At 30.4% G+C, this 22,432-nt stretch carries 22 protein-coding genes; 14 read left to right on the forward strand and 8 right to left on the reverse strand.

Annotated elements, in window-relative coordinates:
* The 8 genes from AC3ATN_RS05690 to AC3ATN_RS05725 all read left to right on the forward strand — a co-directional run.
* Window positions 1-434: SUMF1/EgtB/PvdO family nonheme iron enzyme (locus AC3ATN_RS05690; protein WP_487532273.1), on the forward strand; the 434-nt coding region annotated here is incomplete at its 5' end.
* Between the two features lie 39 nt (window positions 435-473).
* Window positions 474-1,136, forward strand: coding sequence for a type IX secretion system motor protein PorL/GldL (porL, locus tag AC3ATN_RS05695; protein WP_487532274.1), 663 nt, complete (start codon window positions 474-476; stop codon window positions 1,134-1,136).
* A gap of 28 nt (window positions 1,137-1,164) precedes the next feature.
* Window positions 1,165-2,745 carry a type IX secretion system motor protein PorM/GldM gene (gene porM, locus AC3ATN_RS05700; RefSeq protein WP_487532275.1) on the forward strand — a complete coding sequence of 527 codons (1,581 nt, stop codon included), beginning with the start codon at window positions 1,165-1,167 and terminating at the stop codon, window positions 2,743-2,745.
* A 1-nt stretch (window position 2,746) separates the two neighbouring features.
* Entirely contained in the window at window positions 2,747-3,670 is a 924-nt protein-coding gene (porN, locus tag AC3ATN_RS05705; RefSeq protein WP_487532276.1) for a type IX secretion system ring subunit PorN/GldN, read from the forward strand.
* A gap of 68 nt (window positions 3,671-3,738) precedes the next feature.
* On the forward strand, window positions 3,739-4,785 hold the full coding sequence (locus tag AC3ATN_RS05710) for an NAD(P)/FAD-dependent oxidoreductase (protein WP_487532277.1): 1,047 nt from the start codon (window positions 3,739-3,741) through the stop codon (window positions 4,783-4,785).
* A gap of 3 nt (window positions 4,786-4,788) precedes the next feature.
* Window positions 4,789-6,711, forward strand: coding sequence for an ABC-F family ATP-binding cassette domain-containing protein (locus AC3ATN_RS05715; protein WP_487532278.1), 1,923 nt, complete (start codon window positions 4,789-4,791; stop codon window positions 6,709-6,711).
* Window positions 6,704-6,886, forward strand: coding sequence for a CPXCG motif-containing cysteine-rich protein (locus tag AC3ATN_RS05720; RefSeq protein ID WP_487532279.1), 183 nt, complete (start codon window positions 6,704-6,706; stop codon window positions 6,884-6,886). Before AC3ATN_RS05715 ends, AC3ATN_RS05720 begins: the two co-directional genes overlap by 8 nt.
* Window positions 6,887-6,960: 74 nt before the next feature.
* Window positions 6,961-9,120, forward strand: a complete 2,160-nt coding sequence (locus AC3ATN_RS05725) for a DOMON domain-containing protein (RefSeq protein WP_487532280.1) — start codon at window positions 6,961-6,963, stop codon at window positions 9,118-9,120.
* Here the strand turns inward: AC3ATN_RS05725 and trxB are convergent.
* Together trxB and AC3ATN_RS05735 are read right to left on the reverse strand one after the other, a co-directional pair.
* On the reverse strand, window positions 9,117-10,055 hold the full coding sequence (trxB, locus tag AC3ATN_RS05730) for a thioredoxin-disulfide reductase (RefSeq protein WP_487532281.1): 939 nt from the start codon (window positions 10,053-10,055) through the stop codon (window positions 9,117-9,119). The two genes, AC3ATN_RS05725 and trxB, sit on opposite strands and share 4 nt — an antisense overlap.
* 89 nt (window positions 10,056-10,144) lie before the next feature.
* On the reverse strand, window positions 10,145-10,864 hold the full coding sequence (locus AC3ATN_RS05735; protein ID WP_487532282.1) for a hypothetical protein: 720 nt from the start codon (window positions 10,862-10,864) through the stop codon (window positions 10,145-10,147).
* Window positions 10,865-10,884: 20 nt separating this feature from the next.
* Here AC3ATN_RS05735 and AC3ATN_RS05740 point away from each other — a divergent pair, with 20 nt between their 5' ends.
* Entirely contained in the window at window positions 10,885-11,334 is a 450-nt protein-coding gene (locus tag AC3ATN_RS05740; protein ID WP_487532284.1) for a YybH family protein, read from the forward strand.
* A 2-nt stretch (window positions 11,335-11,336) separates the two neighbouring features.
* Window positions 11,337-12,788, forward strand: coding sequence for an SLC13 family permease (locus AC3ATN_RS05745; protein ID WP_487532285.1), 1,452 nt, complete (start codon window positions 11,337-11,339; stop codon window positions 12,786-12,788).
* Between the two features lie 11 nt (window positions 12,789-12,799).
* Here AC3ATN_RS05745 and AC3ATN_RS05750 read toward each other — a convergent pair whose 3' ends face one another.
* Entirely contained in the window at window positions 12,800-14,188 is a 1,389-nt protein-coding gene (locus AC3ATN_RS05750) for an FAD-binding oxidoreductase (protein WP_487532287.1), read from the reverse strand.
* 124 nt (window positions 14,189-14,312) lie between these two features.
* On the opposite strand from AC3ATN_RS05750, the gene AC3ATN_RS05755 reads away from it, so the two are divergent.
* From AC3ATN_RS05755 to AC3ATN_RS05770, 4 genes are all read left to right on the forward strand, one after another.
* Window positions 14,313-14,579 carry a hypothetical protein gene (locus tag AC3ATN_RS05755; protein ID WP_487532288.1) on the forward strand — a complete coding sequence of 89 codons (267 nt, stop codon included), beginning with the start codon at window positions 14,313-14,315 and terminating at the stop codon, window positions 14,577-14,579.
* 91 nt (window positions 14,580-14,670) lie between these two features.
* Window positions 14,671-15,228 (forward strand): type 1 periplasmic binding fold superfamily protein, encoded by a 558-nt coding sequence (locus AC3ATN_RS05760; protein WP_487532289.1) that lies wholly within the window; start codon window positions 14,671-14,673, stop codon window positions 15,226-15,228.
* 89 nt (window positions 15,229-15,317) lie between these two features.
* Window positions 15,318-17,714, forward strand: coding sequence for a TonB-dependent receptor (locus AC3ATN_RS05765; RefSeq protein WP_487532290.1), 2,397 nt, complete (start codon window positions 15,318-15,320; stop codon window positions 17,712-17,714).
* Window positions 17,715-17,842: 128 nt separating this feature from the next.
* The gene (locus AC3ATN_RS05770; protein ID WP_487532291.1) at window positions 17,843-18,532 is read left to right on the forward strand and encodes a hypothetical protein; all 690 of its coding nucleotides are present in this window, start codon (window positions 17,843-17,845) and stop codon (window positions 18,530-18,532) included.
* A 151-nt stretch (window positions 18,533-18,683) separates the two neighbouring features.
* On the opposite strand, the gene AC3ATN_RS05775 is transcribed toward AC3ATN_RS05770, so the two are convergent.
* The 5 genes from AC3ATN_RS05775 to AC3ATN_RS05795 form a co-directional block, all read right to left on the reverse strand.
* Window positions 18,684-18,953, reverse strand: coding sequence for a hypothetical protein (locus AC3ATN_RS05775; protein WP_487532292.1), 270 nt, complete (start codon window positions 18,951-18,953; stop codon window positions 18,684-18,686).
* 72 nt (window positions 18,954-19,025) lie between these two features.
* Entirely contained in the window at window positions 19,026-19,523 is a 498-nt protein-coding gene (locus AC3ATN_RS05780; RefSeq protein WP_487532293.1) for a thioredoxin family protein, read from the reverse strand.
* A gap of 69 nt (window positions 19,524-19,592) precedes the next feature.
* Window positions 19,593-21,017, reverse strand: a complete 1,425-nt coding sequence (locus tag AC3ATN_RS05785; RefSeq protein ID WP_487532294.1) for an SPOR domain-containing protein — start codon at window positions 21,015-21,017, stop codon at window positions 19,593-19,595.
* Between the two features lie 197 nt (window positions 21,018-21,214).
* On the reverse strand, window positions 21,215-21,652 hold the full coding sequence (locus AC3ATN_RS05790) for a hypothetical protein (protein WP_487532295.1): 438 nt from the start codon (window positions 21,650-21,652) through the stop codon (window positions 21,215-21,217).
* 194 nt (window positions 21,653-21,846) lie between these two features.
* On the reverse strand, window positions 21,847-22,263 hold the full coding sequence (locus tag AC3ATN_RS05795) for a PH domain-containing protein (RefSeq protein ID WP_487532296.1): 417 nt from the start codon (window positions 22,261-22,263) through the stop codon (window positions 21,847-21,849).
* Between the last annotated feature and the right edge of the window lie 169 nt (window positions 22,264-22,432).

The raw sequence follows: 22,432 nt of genomic DNA on the forward strand, positions 1-22,432 counted from the left end.
ATGCTGCACGTGGAGGTATCCCGTCTGGAACTTATCCGTGGGGAGGTCCGTATCTTATGAATGATCGAGGATGTTTTTTAGCTAACTTCAAACCATTAAGAGGTGATTATGCTGTTGATCAGGCAGTATACACGGTAGAAGCCAAATCATATCTTCCTAATGATTTTAATTTATATAATATGGCTGGAAACGTTTCAGAATGGACAAATTCATCTTATGATTCTGGTGCATATGAGTATGTTGCATCACTCAGTCCAAACATGTCAATAAAAAAAGAAAATAGAAAAGTTGTACGTGGTGGATCATGGAAAGATGTTGCGTATTTTTTAAGAGTAAGCTCAAGAGATTTTGAATATGCAGATACTTCAAGGAGTTATATTGGGTTTAGAACAGTTCAAGATTATTTGGGCACACCCAAAGTTAAAATAAGATAAATTAGTATATTTAATTAATAACAATAAATAATTTTTAAAATGGATGATAAAGCTTTAAATAAAAGATTAAAAAGTAAAGTTGCAATGCACATGCTTTTTGGATTAGGAGGTGCAGTTGTAATCGTAGGTGCACTTTTTAAAATTCTTCACCTTGAAATAGGTCCAATAACTGGTGGTTTAGTTTTAGGTATTGGACTTGGAACCGAAGCTTTAATTTTTGCAGTTTCAGCACTAAATACTGGAGAAATAAAAGAAGAGCACGACGAGTATGTTAAAAAAATACAAGGAGGTGGAGGCCCAGTTAAGTCAAAATCTGCATCTGGTGACGAAGGACTTTCTTCTAAAATTGATTCATTAATGAAAGAAGCTAAGTTGGATGTTAGTTTAATGAATAATTTAACTTCTAGTATTAAAAATTTAGAATCCTCTGCAAAAGCGCTAGAACCAGCTTCAACAGCTATATCATCATCTTCTCAATATTCTGAGCAATTAGATAAGGCTTCATCCCAATTAGATGAATTAAATAAACTATATGCCGCTCAGGTAAAATCTACTGAAACAAGAGCAGGAAAAGATACGGAAATTCGAGATCAAATGGAGGCTGATGTTGCTCAGTTAAAAAAACAAATGGAATCTCTTTCTGCAAATTTAGCTTCTCTCAATGACGTTTATGGAGGAATGCTTTCTGTAATGAAAAAATAATAAATAACTAAAACCTAAAGCATAGAAAATGGCAGGAGCAAAAGAAACACCCAGGCAGAAGCTTATCAGTTTAATGTATTTAGTATTTATTACTATGCTTGCTTTAAATGTAGGTAAAGAGGTATTGGATGGATTTGGACAAATGTTTAAAAAAATTCAATCTTCGAATTCAAGATTATATGACAATAATGAAGTTTATTATCAAAAAATAGCTGCAAATGCTGAAGAAAAGGAAGGTAAATGGATAGGACATGATAGAACAGCAAAACAAATTAGAGAAGAGTCTGATGAATTTTTCAATAAAATTCGAACAATAAAAGATAAAATCACCGAAAAACAAAGGGTCAAAGATCCAAAACTTGAAAAATATAGTGAAATGGATAAGGGAGAATCTTTAGATCTTATCTTTTTTGACTCAAATGGTGAATCAGATGAAGGACAGTCTTTTGTTGAAACAATTATCGAATACCGAGGTCATGTTGTACAAGTCTTCGGATCTCAATATCCACAATATATTGAATTAGTTGAAGAACGTTTTTTTACAGGAGATTTCGATAATAACATTATTAATAAAGATAAAGCATCACAATCTTGGCTTTCACATAATTATGAAGGATTTCCACTAATTTCTTCATTAGCGAAGCTAACTATGATGCAAAGTGATATACGTGCTACCGAAGCTGATGTTCTGAATACTCTTTTAGGAAAGGAACTTGAAGCAGAATCTGGTGTAAATGAGTCAAATTATATAACTCTTTTAAAAACCGAAAAAGGGGCATATTATCAAGGAGAAATCTTTGATGGTAGTGTTATTTTAGGAAGAAAAGGTGGAGCTCAAAATCCTAATTCTGTAAATTTAACTATTGATGGAAAAGCTTTAAAAGAAGCGGATTATCAACTTATACCCGGTGGAATAAAGTTGAACGTTGTAACTGGAAATCCTGGAGATCATGAAATTCTTGGTGATTTAGTTTTTCTCAGCGAAGGTGTAGAGTCTAAAATTCCAGTTAACCAATCTTTTCCTGTTATTGCAAAACCAAATTCTGCAGTTATTTCTGCAGATAAAATGAATGTGGTTTATAGAGGGATTCCAAATCCTATGACCATTTCAATACCTGGAATTGCAGATAATAAAATTACAGCTAGAGCCCCAGGTTTAAGAAAAGTAAGAGGATCTAAGTATGTTATGACACCTCAGAAAGGATTCGATGTCTCAATTAAAGCGTCTGCAACATTGCCTGATGGTCAAGTGATATCAACATCAACAAAATACAGAATAAAGGATATTCCTGCCCCTGCAGCATACATTCGAGGGTCGCTTGGAAGAGTTAGTCTAGGTAAAACAGATATTGGAAACTCGTCTATTACAGCAAAAATTCCTGATTTTGATTTTGATATAAAACTTCAAACTCTAAGTTTTCAATTTTCAGTTCCAGGAAGACCACCAGTTAAAGTTAATGGAAGTAGATTAAATGCAAATGCTAAATCAGCACTTAAAGCTTCTAGAAAAGGTCAGGTAATTCAGATTTTTGACATTAAAGTCAGAAACCCTAAAAATCCGAAATATTTATTTAAAAGAGTCGCAGGAATTAATATAACTGTAAAATAAGATGAAAAAAAATTGGTCATTTATTATTTTGATTTTATTATCAACAAGTACAGTCTTTGGACAATCAAACTTGCTTAATGCGGTTGTTCCTCAGGATATTGGAAAACTAAATGATCAACAATTAGCTGCCAGTGATAACGACCCTTTGGCCTACGGTTATGTTGACGATAGAGATGTTATGTGGTCTAAAACCGTATGGGAGAAAATCGCTTTAGATGAGCGTATTAACTTCCCTTTTTATTATCCTGTTGTTGAAATTGATCCAACCAGAAAACCTCTTTTCGACGTTCTTTGGGAAAATATTCAGAATGGTAATATAACTGAGATATATAAAGACGGGTACTTCCGTGAGAAACATTCTATCGAGCTAATTCAAGAATATTTACAGGATAGACAATACAATGAAATTGGAAGAGAAAAGTTTAATGCTGGAGTACCTATTGATGAATCACCCACTTCTCAAGACTACACAACTACGAACATTGGAAGAGATGAGATTGATCAATATCTTATTAAAGGAACCTGGTATTTTGATAAGAGGTTGGGTGAACTTAAGTATCGTTTATTAGGAATTGCCCCTACTGCTGTAGTTGCTAGTGTGAGAGCAAACAACGACGCCCAAGATGTTCCCATGGATATTGATGAATTAGATGCAGTTCCATTATTTTGGGTATGGTTTCCAGACGCAAGAGAATCTCTTAATAATGCAGAGATTTTTAATTCTAGAAATGCCTCTCAGCCAATTACATTTGATTTGATGTTAAATACTAGACGTTTCAATTCAGTTATTTACAAAGAGGAAAATCCATTTAACGATAGAGAAGTTAAAGAATACATTTATGAAGATGCTCTTCGTCAACTTTTAGAATCTGAAAGGATTAAGAATGTTATTCGTGATTATGAACAAGATATGTGGAATAATTAACACGAATTAAATTTAATTATTAGCGTCTCTTACCGAGACGCTTTTTTTTTGATAAAACTTAATTAATAATGGAAATATTAATTGTTGGATTTGGAATCGCAGGGGTTTCTATAGCTCATCAATTAAAAAAAAATAAGATATCTTTTCATGTTATTGATTCACCAAAAAATTCCTCAAGTTTAGTTGCTGGAGGAGTATTGAATCCAACTGTTCTGAAGCGATATACAATGTCATGGGAAGGTAAAAGTTTTTCTGATTATGCTTTAACTTTTTATAATGAAATATCTAAATATTTGAATTATAAAATATACGATGAGATTGTAATTAATAGAATTTTTCCAAACTCAAAAGAACATAATAAATGGACTGAAGCTTCTGATAAAACTCATTTAAAACTATTTTTAAATAGAGAAATTATTTTAAATAGAAATGATAAAGTAAATACACCTAATGGTTATGGAACATTAAAAAATGTTGGAAGATTGGACTTTAAAGAAATAATTAACAAATATCAGGTTAGTTTAAAAGACAATTATAAAAGAGAAGTTTTTGAGTACTCAAATTTAAAATTTAACAAGGCAGGAGTGATTTATAATGGAACTACTTATAAAAAAGTAATCTTTTGTGAGGGCTATGGATTAAAGAACAATCCTTTTTTTAAAAACCTCCCTTTACTTGGAAATAAAGGTGAAATGCTTGTCATTAAGTGTCCTAGTCTTTCAGAAAAAATCATATGGAAAGGAAAGTTTTTCATTGTCCCTTTAGGTAAAAGTCTTTTTTGGATTGGGGCTACATTTAATAACCATGACAAAACTCCTACAAGATCATTATCTGCAAAAAATGAACTTTTGACAGAGCTAAAAGAAAAATTAAATATTCCATTTGAGATTATTAGTCACCAAGCTCAAATTCGCCCAACTGTTATTGATCGGAGACCCTTATTAGGTTCACATTCAGAATTTGATAATATATATTTATTCAATGGTTTGGGAACTAGAGGTTCTCTTATGGCTCCACTATTATCGGAGTTTCTTTATAATTATATTTTTTTTGAGAAAGCTTTGTCTACTTCAATAGATATTCGCAGATTTACACACGAAAAAAAAGAGAGATAAATTATGTTTAGTGCTCAAAATATTGGAGTTTCTTTTGGAGGTTTTACTCTATTTGATAATATAAATTTTAGGTTAGGTCACGGAGACAGAGTGGCTTTAATTGGTAAAAATGGAGCAGGAAAGTCCACACTTTTAAAATTAATTGCACAGGAGCAAAGCCCAACGAGTGGAATCTTTGCGATTGAAAAACAATGTAAAATTGGCTATTTACCTCAAGACTTGGATTTTGAAAATACAGGTAGTGTTCTACAAGAAACATACAAAGCATTTGAGGAAATACTTACTATTGAAAAAAATCAAGATATTATAAATCATCAACTTGAAGTTAGAACTGATTATGAAAGTGATCAATATTCAAATCTAATTATTGAATTAACTGAATCTACATCAAAGTATGAACTTCTGGGTGGTTATCTGTATAAGGCAAAAACAGAAAGAATTTTATTGGGATTAGGTTTTAAAAGTCAAGAATTCAACAAACCAACAAAAGAATTTTCTGGAGGTTGGAGGATGAGGATTGAATTAGCCAAACTTCTACTTAAAGAAAATGATATTTTATTATTAGATGAGCCAACAAATCATTTAGACATAGATTCAATTATATGGCTTGAGCAGTTTTTAACAAAATATAAAGGTGCAGTTCTATTGGTGTCTCATGATAGAATATTTTTAGATAATGTAACTAATAGAACAATTGAAATTGTTCAAAAACACATCTATGACTTTAAAAAGTCCTATTCAGATTATTTAACACTTCGTCAAGAGCTGATTGAGCAACAAAAATCAGCAAAAAAAAATCAGGATAAGCAGATTCAGGATACCGAGAAATTAATCGAACGCTTTAGAGCCAAAGCCTCTAAAGCCAGTATGGCTCAGTCTTTAATAAAAAAACTTGATAAAATTGACAGGATTGAAGTCGATCAAGAGGAAACCCAGACTATGAAATTGAATTTTCCGATAAGTAAACAACCAGGAAAAATAATACTTGAAACAGAAAAAGTTTCAAAACATTATGGTGATAATATAGTTTTCAATAATGTAGATCTTCTTTTAGAGCGAGGATCTAAAATTGCATTTGTTGGACAAAACGGTCAGGGTAAATCTACTTTAGCCAAAATAATTGTTGGAGAAATCGAATACTTGGGAAATCTTAATTTAGGGCATAATGTTGAAATTGGATATTTTGCTCAAAATCAATCTGAATATTTAGATGGTCATCCAACTATCCTAGAAACAGTTCAAGAGGCAGCTACTGAGAAGAACAGAAGCTCGGTGAGAGATATTCTAGGAGCTTTTCTTTTTCGGGGAGATGACGTAGATAAAAAAGTAAGTGTTTTATCTGGTGGTGAGAGAAATCGACTTGCTTTATGCAAACTCCTTCTTCAGCCATTCAATGTCTTAGTTATGGATGAACCAACTAATCATCTAGATATAGCTTCAAAAGATATATTGAAACAAGCATTGAAAAAATTTCAAGGAACTTTAATTCTTGTATCTCACGACAGAGACTTTCTAGATGATTTATGTGGACTTGTTTTAGAATTTAAATCTCAAAAAGTAAAAATGCATTTAGGGGGAGTAAAATCTTATCTTGAGGAAAAAAAAGTAAATAGTTTTAAAGATATTGAGGTTAGAAAACCCAAAACAGATCTATCATCAGATTTTAAAATTAATAAGACTGAATATTCAAATCAAAAACAAATAAATAATTTAAAGAATAGAATCAATAAGCTAGAAAATAAAATAGATTCTCTTGAGAAGAAAATAAAAGCCATTGATTTAGAACTGGAAATTAATTATGAGAAAACAATTGCCTTACCAAACTTCTTTGATAAATACCATGCGCAAAAAAAAGATCTACAAGACTGCATTAACGAATGGGAGTCGGATCAAGATAAGCTTGATAAAATTATAAATAATGGTTGAACATTTTTTTCAATGTCCTTATTGTTGGGAGGAAGTGTCAATGTTACTCGACTCTTCCCTAGATCAGAGTGATTACATAGAAGATTGTGAAGTTTGCTGCAATCCAATTTTAATTAATTACTCTTTTAATTTGAATATTATTGAGTCTTTTCAAGCTTTATCCATCGAGCAATAGTTTATTGCTTTTTAAAAGTAATAATTCCATATTTATATCCATACTAATATATATTTGTAACATATTTTTCAAAAATGAAATATGTATACTTTTTTTTAATTTTAATTTCTCTGGAACTATTTAGTCAGAATACGGAGCCAATTAATTTTGATGGAATAGTAGAGGTCAAAGAATGGAGCGCTTTCCCATCTTTTGATATTTCATATGAAATTGAACCAGGAAATAATATTGCTCCACCCAATAGAACCAAAGCGTATGTAACATATTCTAAAACTCACATGTATGTTGGTTTTAACGCTGAGGTCCCAAAAGATCAATTAAGAAGTGCAATTAGAAATCGAGATCAGGTTTTTCAGGATGATCGAGTAGCCGTATGTATTGATACTTTTGGAGATGGAAGATATATGATATGTCTTGGAAGTAATGCCAACAATATTCAGTTTGATTTAAAATTTGCAACTGATGATATTGATACATCTTATGATGTTAATTATGAAAATAAATCACAGTTAACGGAAAAAGGTTATGATGTAGAGCTTAAAATACCCTTTTCTGCTTATCAATTCAAAAACCAGCCACAGTTAAATTGGAAAATTGCTTTTTTTAGAACAAGTTTTGCTAACGGAAAAGAAAGTTTAAGTCAAAATTATCCCGTCGATCGAAATAATCCTTGTTTTGCATGTCAAGTCACTTCTGAAGTTGTGTTTAAAAATATCAAGCCAGAACTTAGGTTTAATATTATTCCATATATATATAGTGGAGTCGAAGGTTTGAAAAATGGAAATTCCATACTATATGGTAAACCAGAATTTAATATTGGTGTGAGTGGAAGACTGGATTTAAGCTCACAAACTTCCTTGGAATATGCTATTAATCCTGATTTTTCTCAAGTTGAAGCTGATGTATCTCAAATTAATGTAAATGCTACTTTTGCTATTTTTTATCCGGAACGAAGACCCTTCTTTAATGAAGGAGCTGATTTAGTTAGTTCTGAACTAAGTACAGTCTATACTCGAATGATAAATCAACCTATTCTTTCCACTAAGTTGATTCATCAAGACGATAAACAAAGAATATATTGGTTAGCTGCATACGATTCAAAAACAGCATATATAATTGGAGGTGAAAATAAATCATACAGTGGAGAGGGAAAAGAAAATTTCTCTAATATTTTAAGGTATCAGCGAAATTATGATAAAGGCTCAAACTTAGGATTTTTAATAACAAATCGAATACTGAAGGGTGGAGGAAGTGACCACACATTTGGGATCTCCGCCCGCCATCAATTTTTCAAATCTTATACTGTCAATTTTGAATTAAATAAAAGTATCACCGATGAACCTAATAATGATTGGATTAATGATAAAGGTTTTATAAAAAATAGATCATTAAAATTAGATGGTGAGTCATATAGCGGAGATGCTTTTCTCTTAAATATAAGAAGAACAACAGTAAACTGGCAAACATCTCTTGGATATGAACAATTATCACCTTTGTACAGAACTCCACTAGGATTTTCAATTCAAAATGCATCAAAAAATATTTATTTGAGTCAAAACTATATCTATTATGGTAAAAATTTTATTCAAAAAGCCACTTTAGGAGCAGACTTAGAATGGCAATTTAATTATGATGATCTTCAAAAAAATGGTGAGATCGAACTTGAAGGAGAATTAATTATGAAGAGTAACTTAGAAACTAGATTTGAATTTAGTTATCAGTTTAATAATGAATTTGAGGGATTTAATCCAAAAGATTTAAATTCTGTTTCTTGGTCTTTAGGTTACAATCCATCAGAAATTGTAAGGTTAAGAATTGCTTTTGGAATTGGGGATCAAATAGGTTACAATTTGGAGAACATAGCTGTTGGAAATGAAATAAATTTTAGAACTTTTAACTCTTTCCAATTATCAGATAAATTTCGAATTAGTCCAATTTTAAGGTATAGTGAATTAAGAAGTAAGATTGATAATTCACTATACTATAAAGGATATATAACGAGAATTAATTTTAATTACCAATTTAATAGAGATTTTTCTGTACGGTTGATCACTGAGTATGATGATTTTGATAAAACATTTTTTTCTCAGCCGCTAATTAAATGGAATCCCAATCCTTTCACTCTATTTTATGTAGGGGGGAATATTGGTTATAGTAGAACTGAGATCAGTAAAATATTCACCTCCGAGTCAGCTCAATTTTACCTTAAATTTCAATACCTGATCGGGAATTAGCCTTTCAAGCTATTGATGTATCTTTCTGCATCTAATGCAGCCATGCAACCTGTTCCTGCTGCAGTAACAGCTTGTCTATATTCTTTATCTTGAACGTCTCCTGAGGCAAAAACTCCAGGTTTATTGGTTTTGGTATTTTTTCCATCAGTTATTAAGTAACCTCCTTCATCCATTTCTAGCTGATTTTGAAAAATTTCGGTGTTGGGCTTATGACCAATTGCAATAAAAAGTCCTGTTATTTCAATCTCTTCTTTTTCACCTGTTTTATTATTTAAAATTCGAAGTCCCTCGACAACTTGATCTCCTAAAACCTCATCAATTTCAGAAAAATATCGTAAGTCTATATTTTCTGTGTTAGTTACTCTGTGTTGCATCGCCTTAGATGCTTTCATCTCGCCTTTTCTGACAAGCATAGTGACTTTTTTACATATATTAGCAAGATAAGTCGCTTCCTCAGCGGCAGTATCTCCTCCGCCCACAATTGCAACATCTTGTCCTTTATAGAAAAACCCATCACAAACTGCACAAGCTGAAACGCCACCACCTCTGAGCCTTTGTTCACTTTCTAATCCCAGATATTTTGCTGTTGCTCCAGTGCTAATAATTATAGTTTTGGCATGTAATTCAGTTTTTTCATCAACCCATGCTTTGTGAATTCCTCCCATATTCGAAGAAAATTCTACCTTAGAAACGTGTCCAATTCTAACTTCAGTCCCAAACCGTTCAGCTTGTTTTTGAAGTTCAACCATCATAGTAGGTCCATCAATACCTTCAGGATAACCCGGAAAATTATCAACTTCAGTCGTCGTAGTTAATTGTCCACCTGGCTCCATTCCAGTATACATTATTGGTTTAAGATCAGCTCGAGCAGCATATATTGCTGCAGTATATCCAGCAGGTCCACTTCCAATGATTAATGTTTCTATCACATCCATAAATTTTCAATTTAAATTGATTTCAAATGTAAAATTTAATGACTAACTAAATGAATGTTTGTAATAAGTATTCGTTATGTGTTGATAAATTATTTTTTTACTATATCTAATATATCATAAGTGTAACTTGCTTGAAGAGCCAATTTTGTTCTATTCTCAGTTAATTTATAACTTTCCCTTTTAAAATGAAAGACACCAGATGTTCTGAAATTAAAATCTGTTGTGTAGATTAAACTTATCCTATCATTATGATTTACTTCAGTTGCTACAAGCAGATAAGAAGAGGTGTCAAAATAAAATTTCCAAGTATCAGATCCGTTTAAATAGCTAACTTGTAGTGAATATACTTTTTTTTGGTTAGGCAAATATATCTCTCCTAAATATTTAATAATGGTTCCAGGATCCTTCAACTTCATAGGTTGCCAAAAAACATAAAATGCACCGTCAAGTATTCCTTTTGCACTATTTAGAGACTCTAAATCATTTATATTTTTCCCATTTTTAATTATTTCTATATCAATCCCATTAGTTTTTATAAACTTATTATCTGATAATATTTCAGTTTCATAAGGATCAAATTGATGGGTGATTTGTTGTTTGGTTTTTTTAACAATATTTCCTTCTTTATCATATGTATATGTAGTTTTTAAGTATTTAATCTGTTTTATTTCACTTATAGTATTTTCACCTCCATGAGCATCTAATGACTTTTCGAGAATACTTTTAACTTTTTGATTTTGAGCGTAAACCTTGTTAAAAAAAAGCATACCAATAAGCATAAGTAATTTAATTTCTAATTGTATTTTCATAACTAATTTAATTAATCAATATGTCAAGAACTATAGTTTTTCTTTTGATGAGTTTTATGTTTTTTTCAAAAACAATTGCTCAAGGTATATTAAAACAACAAGATAAGAATTCCATTGTAAGTGTCTTGAATAAACAAGAGAAGGCATGGAATGAAGGAGATATTGATGCTTTTATGGAGGGGTATTTAAAATCTGAGGAACTCGTTTTTAACGGATCTAGTGGTCCGTTTTATGGATGGGAGTCTGTAAAGGAACGTTATATAAAAACGTATCCAACAAAAGAAATAATGGGCAAACTAAAGTTTCAAATCCAAAACATCTCCTATGTTTCTGAAAATGTTGCTCAATTATTGGGTCAATATTTTTTATTTTACCCAGATAAAAAATCGAGTGGATATTTTTCCTTAATATGGTTAAAAACTAAAAAGGGTTGGTTAATTTTGAGTGATCATACTTCAAGAAGTAATTAATTATGTCTATAAAACAACGCATAGGTCTTTTTTTAGGACCACTATCATTTATTTTAATACAGTTTATACCTTTTACAGACCTTAGTTTGGAGGGAAAAAATGTCCTTGCTACAACTTCATGGATGGCAATTTGGTGGATTTTGGAATCAATACCAATAGCTGCAACAGCTTTACTTCCAATTGTTCTATTTCCAGTTACAAATGCCGTTTCAATTTCAAATACTACTGCAGCTTACGGTCATAAATATGTTTTTTTATATTTAGGAGGTTTTCTAATTGCTATTGCCATTGAAAGATGGAATCTTCATAAAAGGATTGCTTTAAATATTATTTCAGCTATAGGTACTAAAATAAACTTAATAATACTGGGTTTTATGGTAGCTACAGCCTTTTTATCAATGTGGATATCAAATACTGCAACCTCTGTAATGATGCTTCCAATTGCACTTGCTATTATAAAACAGCTTGAGGATAATCCCTCAACTTCAATAAATGAGAATAAACAATTTGGAAAAGCTTTATTACTTTCCATAGCTTATAGTGCTTCTATAGGAGGTGTTGCCACTATTATTGGAACTCCACCAAATTTGGTTTTGGCGGGTGTTGTTGAATCGAATTTTGGATATGAAATTTCTTTTTTCAAATGGTTCATGTTTGGATTTCCAATTTCAATGATGATGCTTTTTATATGTTGGCAATATCTTACTAAGCGAGCATTTAATTTTAAACAAAATGAATTTCCTGGAGGTAAAAGTGAAATAAATCGTTTGAAAAATAATTTAGGTAAAATGTCTATTGAGGAAAAGAGGGTGGCATTAATATTTTGTATAACTGCACTTTGTTGGATTTCTAGATCTTTTTTATTACAAAAATTTATTCCCAATATTGATGATACAATTATCGCCATAGCTTTTGGTTTACTTTTATTTGTTATTCCATCGAGTGATAATAAAAGGGCACTCATTACATGGAAAGAAGCTGTCAAGCTTCCTTGGGGAGTCATAATTTTATTTGGTGGAGGAATGGCTTTAGCAAAAGGGTTTGTTGATACTGGTCTTGCGATTTGGATTGGTAGTAAACTCACAATACTTAAAGATTTACCAATAATTATTCTTATACTATGTTTGGTTACTGCAGTTAATTTCCTTACCGAAATAACCTCCAACCTAGCTACTACAGCAATGTTACTCCCAGTCCTTGCTACAATGAGTTTACAGATTAATATTCATCCATTTATTTTAATGGTTGGAGCCACCGTTGCAGCCTCTTGTGCATTTATGCTTCCTGTAGCCACTCCTCCAAATGCAGTTGTTTTTGGAGCTGGATACCTAAGGATTCCAGATATGGTAAATAAAGGGTTCTGGTTGAATATTATCTCAATAGTTGTAATAACCTTAATGGTTTATTTTGTACTTCCAATATTATGGGATATAGGATTAACTGATTCTGTTTAAGAACACGAATATTAGAAAACTATTCTACCGGGGTTTAGAATATTTTTTGGATCAAACATGGTTTTAATTTGTTCCATCAATATAATTTCCTCCTTGGATCTACTGGTATGTAGATATTTTTTTTTGTCAAGTCCGATTCCATGTTCAGCAGACAATGAACCTTTATGTTTTTTTAAAGGAGAATAAACAACAGAGTTAATAAGGTCAATTACTTCGGGATTATTTGTGTTTCTTCCGATTATAAAGTGAATATTACCATCAGCAACGTGTCCAAACGGAAATATGGTTTTGACTTCTTCTATATTTTCGAGCTCCTTAATTATCGAGTTTACAACATTTCCAATTTGAGAAACTGGCAAGCTTATATCAAAATGTTGATCATAATTTGCTTTAGATGCTAAAATTGCTACATCTTCTCTTATTTGCCAAATTTGCTGTTGTTCCTTTTCGGTTTTTGCCATAACAGCATCTTCAATTAATCCATTTTCTAAAGATTTTTCAATGTAATGTTCCAATAATTCATAATCTTCTTTTGATTGACTTCCTAAGCTTTCAACAAAAACATAGTATTTATGATTTTGATCCAGAGGCTTTATTAAATCTGAAGATTCGATCATTGCTTTATATGTTCTATTCCAAATTAATTCAAAACCACTTAAAGCACCACTTAACTCTGATTCTAAGTATTTTAAAAGCGAAACAACGTTATCATATGAATTTAAAGCTGCTAGGGCAGATGATCGACTCTTTGGCGCTTCTTGAAGTCTTAAAACTGCCCTTGTAACAATCCCTAAAGTTCCTTCGCTACCTATAAATAGTTGTTTTAAATCATATCCAGAATTATCTTTGATGATTTTCTTTAAGGAAGAAAGAATTGTTCCATCTGGTAAAACAACTTCAATACCTAAAACCATTTGTCTAGTCATCCCATATCGAAAAACTCTAAGTCCACCTGCGTTTGCAGAAATAGCTCCACCTATTTGTGCAGAACCTTTAGCTCCAAAGTTTAATGGTAATAGCATATCTTTCTCAGCCACAGCATTAATTAGCGATTCAACGATTGCTCCTGCCTGAGTTGTAATCGTCTTACTCTTGGAATCAATTTCTTCAATAGAATTCATTTTTTCTAGGGAGATAACTAGTTGATTTTTTTGAGTTTCTGTTCCTCCAACCAAATTTGTTAGTCCTCCATGAACGATTATTTCTTGACTGTGTTCATTACACAATTTTACTATTTCGCTAACCTCTTTTGTTGTTCTGGGTAGAGCAACCGCAAGTGCTTGAAGAGGTTCGTCTGTTTTCCATATATGGGAAAATCTTGATAGGACATCACCCTTTAGAAGTAGTTGATTTGTCTTTAGAATCAACTTTAATTTTCTAATTAAACTATTGTTATACATATTTATTTATTGAACTAACAATACTAATATAATTTTTTTTAGATTTGTACCGAAAATATTTGATTTGAAATACAATATTAACTTTTTCAATTGTTTTGTGTCATGCATTCTATTAATAGTTTTCATGCTACCGACGAGTGTCCGTTTGATTGAGTCTTTTGAAAAACATGAGCACAATTTTTGTACAGAATCATCGCTTCATTTTCATCAACAAATTGATGACTGTGTCACATGTGATTTTAGCTTTTCAAATTTTAAATTTGAATTAGATCAAAAATATTATGTTTTTGTAAATTTTTTCATTTATAGTAATTCAACTATTCTTGAAGAAATTCTGTATGTATCAAATATTACAAGCTTTGACTTAAGGGGTCCCCCTTTCAACGCATAAGTAATTTTATTCAATTAAATTTCTTGTTTACCCTATTTTTTATGGGTTTGCATATCCTACAATTTTTACTAACAATTTTAAAATAACAATAATGAAAACAATTAAATTTTTACTATTTTTTTTAGCTCTAATATTATCAGTTGCATCTTGTTCAAAAGACGATGATCCAGCTCCAGAACCCGTTAATGAGGAAGAGATAATAACTACATTACAAGTAACACTAATGAACAACGATCTGAGCTCAATTGTCAATTTAACGATGACAGATTTAGATGGAGATGGACCAAACGCACCAGTTGTAACTGTGGAAGGAAATCTAATCTCAGGAACTTCTTATGATGGAGTTGTAAAAATTCTTAATGAAACGGAATTTCCAGCTGAAGATATAACTTTAGAAGTTGAAGAAGAGGATTTAGAACACCAGATTTTTTTCACTGTAGGAGGTGGACTTGATGTCACTACATCATATTCAAATTTTGATTCAGCAGGTAATGATTTAGGAACAGAATTTAAATTAGATGCAGGATCGGTTAGCAATGGAACATTAACCGTTACTTTAATACACGAACCTACTAAGCCAAATACAGGATTAGCAAGCGCTGGAGGGGAAACAGACGTTGAGGCTACTTTTAGTATTACAATTGAATAATTATTTTTTGTGAGTGTAAATTGAGGATAATACTTTTATTATCCTCAATTTTACTATTTTAATTATACGTTAATTTTAATTAAACATCCATGTTTAGATTACTGCTTTCAGTGACTCTAACATCTTCTTTATTTATTTTTTCTCAGAATTGTAAAAACACATTTTCTGGAAAAATTATTGATTTACATGATGGAAAGGGACTAAAAGACGCTGTTATATTTGTCGAACAGTTAAATGAACAATTTACAACTGACTCGTCTGGATCATTCATTATTTCAAATCTATGTGACAAATTTTATAATTTTGAAATATCTCATCCTCAGTGTAAAACTAAAATAGAGATTATAAAGGTTTCCAAAAACACTAATAAAATATTTAGATTAGAGCACCATATAGAAGAATTAAATGAGATTATTGTCTACGGAAATTCTTTTAATGAAAAGTCCAAAACCATAGCCGAAAATAAAATTTCTAGTAAAGTTTTAGAAAAAAATATTAGCTCTCCATTAGGAGATATTTTAAGTAATTTATCAGGAGTGTCATCGTTTAAAACTGGAAACTCTGTTGTTAAACCAATTATTAATGGTCTGCACAGTAGTCGTGTAGTTATTATTAACAATGGTGTCCGAATGGAAGATCAAGAGTGGGGAGAAGAACATTCACCAAATATAGATGTTAACTCATTAGATAAAATTATACTAATAAAAGGAGCAGGAGCTCTTCAATACTCAGGAAATGCTCTTGGTGGAGTTATAGTTGCGGAAATATCAAATTTTCAAATAAAGGACAGTTTATATGGTAAAGTTTTAATTAAAGGTGAAACAAATGGAAGAGGATTAACCACCACTTCCAATTTAATTAAGACTAATAAAAATGGATTATATTATTCTGTTCAGTCAACCTATAAGCGATTTGGAGATTTTGAATCACCAAATTACATATTGAGTAATACAGGGGTTAAAGAGCAAAATGTTTCCTTTAGATTTGGTTTAAACCGATTTAAATATGGATTAGAATTATATTATTCTATTTTCAACAATGAGCTAGGAATTTTAAGAGCCTCTCATTTAGGAGCTGCTCAAGATCAAATTAGAGCAATAAATAGTCAAACTCCCCTCATAGTTAATGATTTTACATATAATATTAATGCTCCTAAACAAGACCTTAATCACCAAACATTCACATTAAAAGGGTATAATAGATTTGAAAACTTTGGTAAATTAAGTATTCAATATGATTATCAGCAAAATAATCGTTTAGAGTTTGATATAAGAAGAGGAGATGATAAGTTTAAACCCTCTATTGATTTGGAACTCAAGACTCATAGTATAAAACTGGATTTAAATACTCAAATTTCAAACTTAAATATAAAATCAGGGTTTGTTGGAAGATACCAAAAAAATTTTCCAGATCCAGAAACAGGAGTTAGAAGGATTATTCCCGATTATAATAAATATGATTTAGGAGTATATTCAATTTTTGTTTTAAAAATTAATGAAAAATTTCTTTTGGAAGCTGGGGCTCGATCAGACTTCTCATCAATGGATGTTTCTAAGTATTACAAAACATCCTTTTGGAAATCTCGAAATTATCAAAACTTGTTTTCTGATCTGGTAATTAACGAAATTAGTTCTCAAACATTAATTAAAACAAAATTGATTTTTAAAAACCATTCAACAACTTTTGGTTCCAGGTATAATTTATCAAAGAACCATTCAATCAACTTCAACTATTCAATTGCTTCAAGAATGCCAAATCCTTCAGAACTTTTTAGTGAAGGTCTCCATCATTCTTCTGCTCGAATTGAGCAAGGTGATTTAAGATTTAATTCAGAGACAGGTCATAAAATAACTTTAAATTATATTTTTCAAAATAAAAAAATAAATCTATCAATTAATCCTTACATAAATTCAATAAATGATTTTATTTTAATTGAGCCAACTAGTGTGCAAACGACTATAAGAGGTAATTTTCAAGTTTGGGAGTACAGACAAACTAATGCGCAAATATTAGGATTAGATATTGATGCGTCAATAATTTTAAATAAAAATTTTTATTTAGACAACCAATTTTCAATCCTTAAGGGTCGTGATCTTACAAGAAAGGAACCCCTAATTAGTATGCCTCCGGTCAATATAAATAATGAAATAGTCTATCAAAATGAAAAAGCTAATAACTTAACAATATCCTTAAAGAGTGAATATGTATTTCGTCAAAATAATTTCCCTGATAATAACTTTGATGTATTTATTGCTTTGTCAGAAACTACGGAAATATTAGATTTGAGTACCCCACCAGAAGCATATCATTTGTTTAATTTTAATTCAAGTGTAGATGTAATAACCAAAAAGAACTATAATCTATCCTTTTCTTTAGGAATAAGAAATTTATTGAACATAAACTATCGGAATTATCTGAATCGTTTAAGATATTATTCTCATGATTTGGGTAGGAGCTTTATTTTTGGTGCTAATTATAAATTTTAATTCTAAAAATAGAATTTCAAGTGGTATTTGGCCAAGTATTATAATTTAATAAGTCTAATTATTTTAAAAAATGTACTTGTGTTATGCCATTTAATATTTATATTTGAAAATTAACCAAAAAAAATCTAATGAAAAAATTTATAACACTGATAGCTTTACTATCTGTTACTTCAGCTTTTGCTCAAAACACTTTTCAACTATGGCATTTTAATGTTAAAGAGGGTATGCAGAGTGATATTGTTGATTTGGCAAAAGAACGATGGAGTGATGCAAAATTTAAGTCTGGAGGTATTCAGGTTGAAGCAATAAGACATGGAGATAACGAGTGGTCACATAGAATTATTCTTTTTGGAGAACTTGGAAAAATTGGAAGAGTCGAGGGAGACCAACAAGAATATGAAAGATCATTCTTTCGTAAGAAAATGAGTGATTACATCGAGGAATGGGGTCCTTCCTACGCTGGAAGATTTCTTGATTTTGTTGGAAATTCTGAATTAACAGCATATCCTTATATTCAAATATATGATCTAGACTTAGATGATCCAGTTGCTTTTCAGAAAGCTCATAAGAAACTTCTTAAATCTACTGCAAAAGATAGAGCAGATCGTCCAATAGCCTATGGAACTTATGATGTTGGAGGTAACGGAAGTTCACATTGGGTAGCAATCGGATCATCCGATTTTAACGACTTAATGGATCAAAAAGTAATTGGAGAAAAAAATGTGAAAGCTTGGGCCGAATGGAATAAAACCAATGGTGGACTTGAGTCAAATAATAATTTCACAATTGAGGTTCTTGCGGCATTTGGAAGTCTTTAGTAATTAACACTTAATTTATTTTCTTAGAGAATTTGATATTAATTTGTTAAAAAAAGTTCAATTATAATTGGGCTTTTTTTATTTAATTGATAGTTTTCAGTGCCAATGAAATAAGAGAAAAAGTTGTCCCCCAATTGAATCTAGTATCGACTTAATCACCTGCAAAGGGAATTCCAAAAATACCAACTGCTAACTCAGCCCATATAAATAGAAACATTAAAACCAATATCCCAATGTATAGGATTCGGTTTTTTAAATTCTTTGAACGGTTACTGACAAAACTAATTCCAACACCGAGTAAAACTAGCAGAGAACCCATAACAATGAAATCAAACAAACTCCAGTTAATTTCATCTGTTATAGCCAATCCAATTAAAGGAATTAATAACAAAAAAAGAGGATAGACATTTCTTTTTGACATATTTAAAAATAGTAAAACTGCTAAATATTATAAAAATCTAGTTTAATAACTTACCGTATTGTATATAGTTTTTTATTCGCCGTCATTACAAAATTTAGTCAATTCAAAAATTGTCATAGCTCCTGCATGTCTTTTTATTTCTTGTCCATTTTTTATCAGAATAAATTGAGGTAAACCTTTTATTTTGAATTTATTTAATAACTTCCAGTTTAAATCAGCGTTAACTTTAGTAATTCTTATACCTTTTGATTCAGTCGCAAATTTTTCCATTGCAGAATTCATCATCAAGCATGGACCACACCATTCAGCCCAAAAGTCTATCAAAACTAATTTTTCTTTTTTCAAAACTGAATCTATATTTCTAGCATTAAGTTTTATAATTTTTGAATCAGAATTTCTTCGAATTGTTTTTTTATATACAAACCTTAATGGAAATGTAAATGCTGAAATAATTGTTGATAAAATGAAAAGAATGAGTGCGATAACATAATTTATAATTGTTTTTATATTTTTTTTCTGTTCAAAGTTTTTTTCAGAATCATTTTGATATTTAATAATCTTATCAATCATAATTTTATAATTATACGCAACTCGTTATATCTAGAACAAAATTATTAAATTAACAACTTAATTAAGTTGTTAATTTAACTGCAAACAATTAGCAATAGTGAGCATTTTGTCAGAAGTTAACCGCCCTCGATTTATATTATTGATTGAAACTACAAATCGATTTCCTGGAAAGGACAATTCATTCGGATATTTTCCTGTGTGGATGACTCCTTTTTTATTCAAAACATCAATTATTTCAAAATTTCTTTTAGATTTTCTTGAATCGATATATAAATTGTTGTATGTCAGATCAACATTACTTTGATCTAATAAATCATAGAATGAAACCCCCCAAGAGTTATTATCTTCACCATTGAAGTTAACAGTAGTCGTCCAATGTCCCACCATCTTTTTTGACCACTTAGCATAACCTCTTCTACGAGTATAATCATTCGTTAATTTTTTGGAATAAATAGAAATAAATGTGTCCTCAACACCACAATTGGCTGGGATTGCGTAAAAAGCATTATGGAATTCATCGTATGAATTCAGACCATCAGTCTCTCCCAGGTCTTCTATAATTTCAATAATTTCATCATCTGTTTTATCTGTAGATTGAGAAAAAACGAGATATTTTGAGTCTTTGGAAACTAAGCAAAAATAGGTTCTTAAATACTCTTTGCTTCTTTTGGGCTGAATAGTAACCTTATATCCATTTAATTTTTGGAATGAAGACAGTTTAATTTTTAACTTGTCTTCAAAGGCATAGTTCCCAGTTTCCAAAATTAGCTCGGCAAAATAATCAGCAATATTTTGGTTGGTCACCAGAACGTCATCCGGAAATCCTAAATCTAAGTTATCTTTAAGCTCAATAATGTCTATGGTCAGTCTGTTTCCAAACAAGTTATCTTCATAAATGACTTCTGCAACAGCATTTGATTTTTTCATAAGACTCTTCATGTAAATCCCCCTTGGGAGATCGTGTTTTATATTGTTGTAAGCTGAGCCATACTTTCCAAGATCAGCCAAAGAGTCTGGGCAATTAGTCACGAAAAAGCTTTTTACAATAAAATTTTTGTCATCTGGAAACTTGTTGATTAAATCATAAATCTTTTCTGGAACATTTGGTTTTTTTGACTGAAGTCTTTCACGTTCGATTAAATGATCCTCAAATTCTAAATCAAGATTTTCTTGAATAGTTTGATAATTTATTATTTTAAGCTCATCTGAGGTTATAATTAATTCTAACGATTTTTTGAATTCTTTAATATCATCAATTGATTTTTCAGCACCAGTCAAAATTCTGTACCATTTGCCATTATTCGTTGCTTCTAATAAAATATAAGATTCAATACTTTCACTTTCCAGTCTGTCTTGAATATCTAGCGCTTTGTAGTAGCTTCTAACTTCTTTAATTTGAATAGCATATGGGTTATCTTCATCGACCTCTTTTGTTGAGCAAGAAAATACTGATAATGCCAAAAAGAGTATGAAAAAGACTTTAGATGTGTTCATTTTTTTATTTTATTAAATATAATAATAATATTAAAACTCGTATTAAATAAAAAACGGATAGACTTTATTAAAGTTTAACCGTTTTATTTTTATATAAAATTCTCTATCAAAATATCGAACATCAGTTTTACACCAAAGGAATTTATAGATATCTGAAAATTGATTGAACTTATAATTTAGGATGTTTCTAAAATTGATTATTTAATTCTCGTGTAACTTTCATCCCCATATGCTTCTGTGGAAAGGCCAAATTCATCTTTATTTTTAAAGGTTAAGGTTGCATTTGTGACATTTCCATAATAATCTTCAAATATTAAAGTGAAAACACCTTTGTCTAGCGAATAATTCCATGTTCCCCCGGCTTCTGCCCAAGTAAATGTGTTGTCCTTTTTAATAGTTAATGGAACATTCGATTTTGACATATAATTCCCAATAAGATCTTGACTGGTGTATGTGACAACAGCATTTGTTTCCAAAACAACATTTGTTTTTTCTTCGGTTTTACTTTTCTTTTTAGTGGATTCTACTTTAGTTTCCACTAAAATTCCCAGTTCAGTTTTTGCCTTTTGATTATTACCACAACTGATAACTACAACTGTAAATAAAAATAGTACTAAAATTTGTTTGATTCTCATTTTTAAGGTTTTAGATTCTTTTAAAAGTAACTTATTAATATTTATTAAAAAATTAATTATAAGTTTTCGTAAATATTTGGTTTTTAACCTTGTTGGTTTTATTGTCTTAGTATACAACTCTATTGAAATATCGAATATTAGTTTTACTTCAAAAGATTTTGAATTAACAAACTATTTGATCAAGATATTTGTGACTAAAGATTATTTATAATCCCAGGATTTATTTTTTGTAAATCTTCAACAAATTTAGTTTTGTGTTTTGGAGAGATTATTAATTCTTCAAACTTACCATATCTGATTTCTATTCTGTCAAATGAAGCAGCAGGAGAGGAAATGATATTTGATGATTTAGAAACTTTTTTCATCTCCCCAATATTTACAGGATTATAGTTAAAAAACCCACATTTTATATAAAGTTTTTCATTCTCAATCTTGTAGGTGGTGTTGAAAAACATATGTGAAATAAATCCATATAAGACAACCATAGCTAAAAAAAATATAGTTGTATTGCCATTAAAACCCTTACTTATGAATGTTGGAACCAATGGTCCAAAAAAAACTAAAAACACAACAATCAACAGCGTATAAGATACTTTCGAATAATAAATCATCTAATAAAATTAAACGTAAATATAAAAATGGCTACACTTTATAAAAGTGTAACCGTTTTATTTTTTATTTGATAACTCTATTAATCTTGCACTTAGATCTGGGTTAGACATATTTTTATCAAATGGAAACATTGGTCGTTTAATTCTTTTGAAATTTAATCGTTCTAAA

The sequence above is a fragment of the Candidatus Marivariicella sp. genome, assembly GCF_983056325.1.

Excerpts from the sequence above, each read along its gene's own strand:
- AC3ATN_RS05740 (WP_487532284.1), top strand. The coding sequence starts at position 10,885 with ATGTCAAGAACTATAGTTTTTCTTTTGATGAGTTTTATGTTTTTTTCA.
- AC3ATN_RS05785 (WP_487532294.1), bottom strand. The coding sequence starts at position 21,017 with ATGAACACATCTAAAGTCTTTTTCATACTCTTTTTGGCATTATCAGTA.
- AC3ATN_RS05770 (WP_487532291.1), top strand. The coding sequence starts at position 17,843 with ATGAAAAAATTTATAACACTGATAGCTTTACTATCTGTTACTTCAGCT.
- AC3ATN_RS05710 (WP_487532277.1), top strand. The coding sequence starts at position 3,739 with ATGGAAATATTAATTGTTGGATTTGGAATCGCAGGGGTTTCTATAGCT.
- AC3ATN_RS05790 (WP_487532295.1), bottom strand. The coding sequence starts at position 21,652 with ATGAGAATCAAACAAATTTTAGTACTATTTTTATTTACAGTTGTAGTT.
- trxB (WP_487532281.1), bottom strand. The coding sequence starts at position 10,055 with ATGGATGTGATAGAAACATTAATCATTGGAAGTGGACCTGCTGGATAT.
- porM (WP_487532275.1), top strand. The coding sequence starts at position 1,165 with ATGGCAGGAGCAAAAGAAACACCCAGGCAGAAGCTTATCAGTTTAATG.
- AC3ATN_RS05735 (WP_487532282.1), bottom strand. The coding sequence starts at position 10,864 with ATGAAAATACAATTAGAAATTAAATTACTTATGCTTATTGGTATGCTT.
- AC3ATN_RS05765 (WP_487532290.1), top strand. The coding sequence starts at position 15,318 with ATGTTTAGATTACTGCTTTCAGTGACTCTAACATCTTCTTTATTTATT.
- AC3ATN_RS05795 (WP_487532296.1), bottom strand. The coding sequence starts at position 22,263 with ATGATTTATTATTCGAAAGTATCTTATACGCTGTTGATTGTTGTGTTT.
- AC3ATN_RS05775 (WP_487532292.1), bottom strand. The coding sequence starts at position 18,953 with ATGTCAAAAAGAAATGTCTATCCTCTTTTTTTGTTATTAATTCCTTTA.
- AC3ATN_RS05745 (WP_487532285.1), top strand. The coding sequence starts at position 11,337 with ATGTCTATAAAACAACGCATAGGTCTTTTTTTAGGACCACTATCATTT.
- AC3ATN_RS05725 (WP_487532280.1), top strand. The coding sequence starts at position 6,961 with ATGAAATATGTATACTTTTTTTTAATTTTAATTTCTCTGGAACTATTT.
- porL (WP_487532274.1), top strand. The coding sequence starts at position 474 with ATGGATGATAAAGCTTTAAATAAAAGATTAAAAAGTAAAGTTGCAATG.
- porN (WP_487532276.1), top strand. The coding sequence starts at position 2,747 with ATGAAAAAAAATTGGTCATTTATTATTTTGATTTTATTATCAACAAGT.
- AC3ATN_RS05715 (WP_487532278.1), top strand. The coding sequence starts at position 4,789 with ATGTTTAGTGCTCAAAATATTGGAGTTTCTTTTGGAGGTTTTACTCTA.
- AC3ATN_RS05720 (WP_487532279.1), top strand. The coding sequence starts at position 6,704 with ATGGTTGAACATTTTTTTCAATGTCCTTATTGTTGGGAGGAAGTGTCA.
- AC3ATN_RS05755 (WP_487532288.1), top strand. The coding sequence starts at position 14,313 with ATGCTACCGACGAGTGTCCGTTTGATTGAGTCTTTTGAAAAACATGAG.
- AC3ATN_RS05750 (WP_487532287.1), bottom strand. The coding sequence starts at position 14,188 with ATGTATAACAATAGTTTAATTAGAAAATTAAAGTTGATTCTAAAGACA.
- AC3ATN_RS05780 (WP_487532293.1), bottom strand. The coding sequence starts at position 19,523 with ATGATTGATAAGATTATTAAATATCAAAATGATTCTGAAAAAAACTTT.
- AC3ATN_RS05760 (WP_487532289.1), top strand. The coding sequence starts at position 14,671 with ATGAAAACAATTAAATTTTTACTATTTTTTTTAGCTCTAATATTATCA.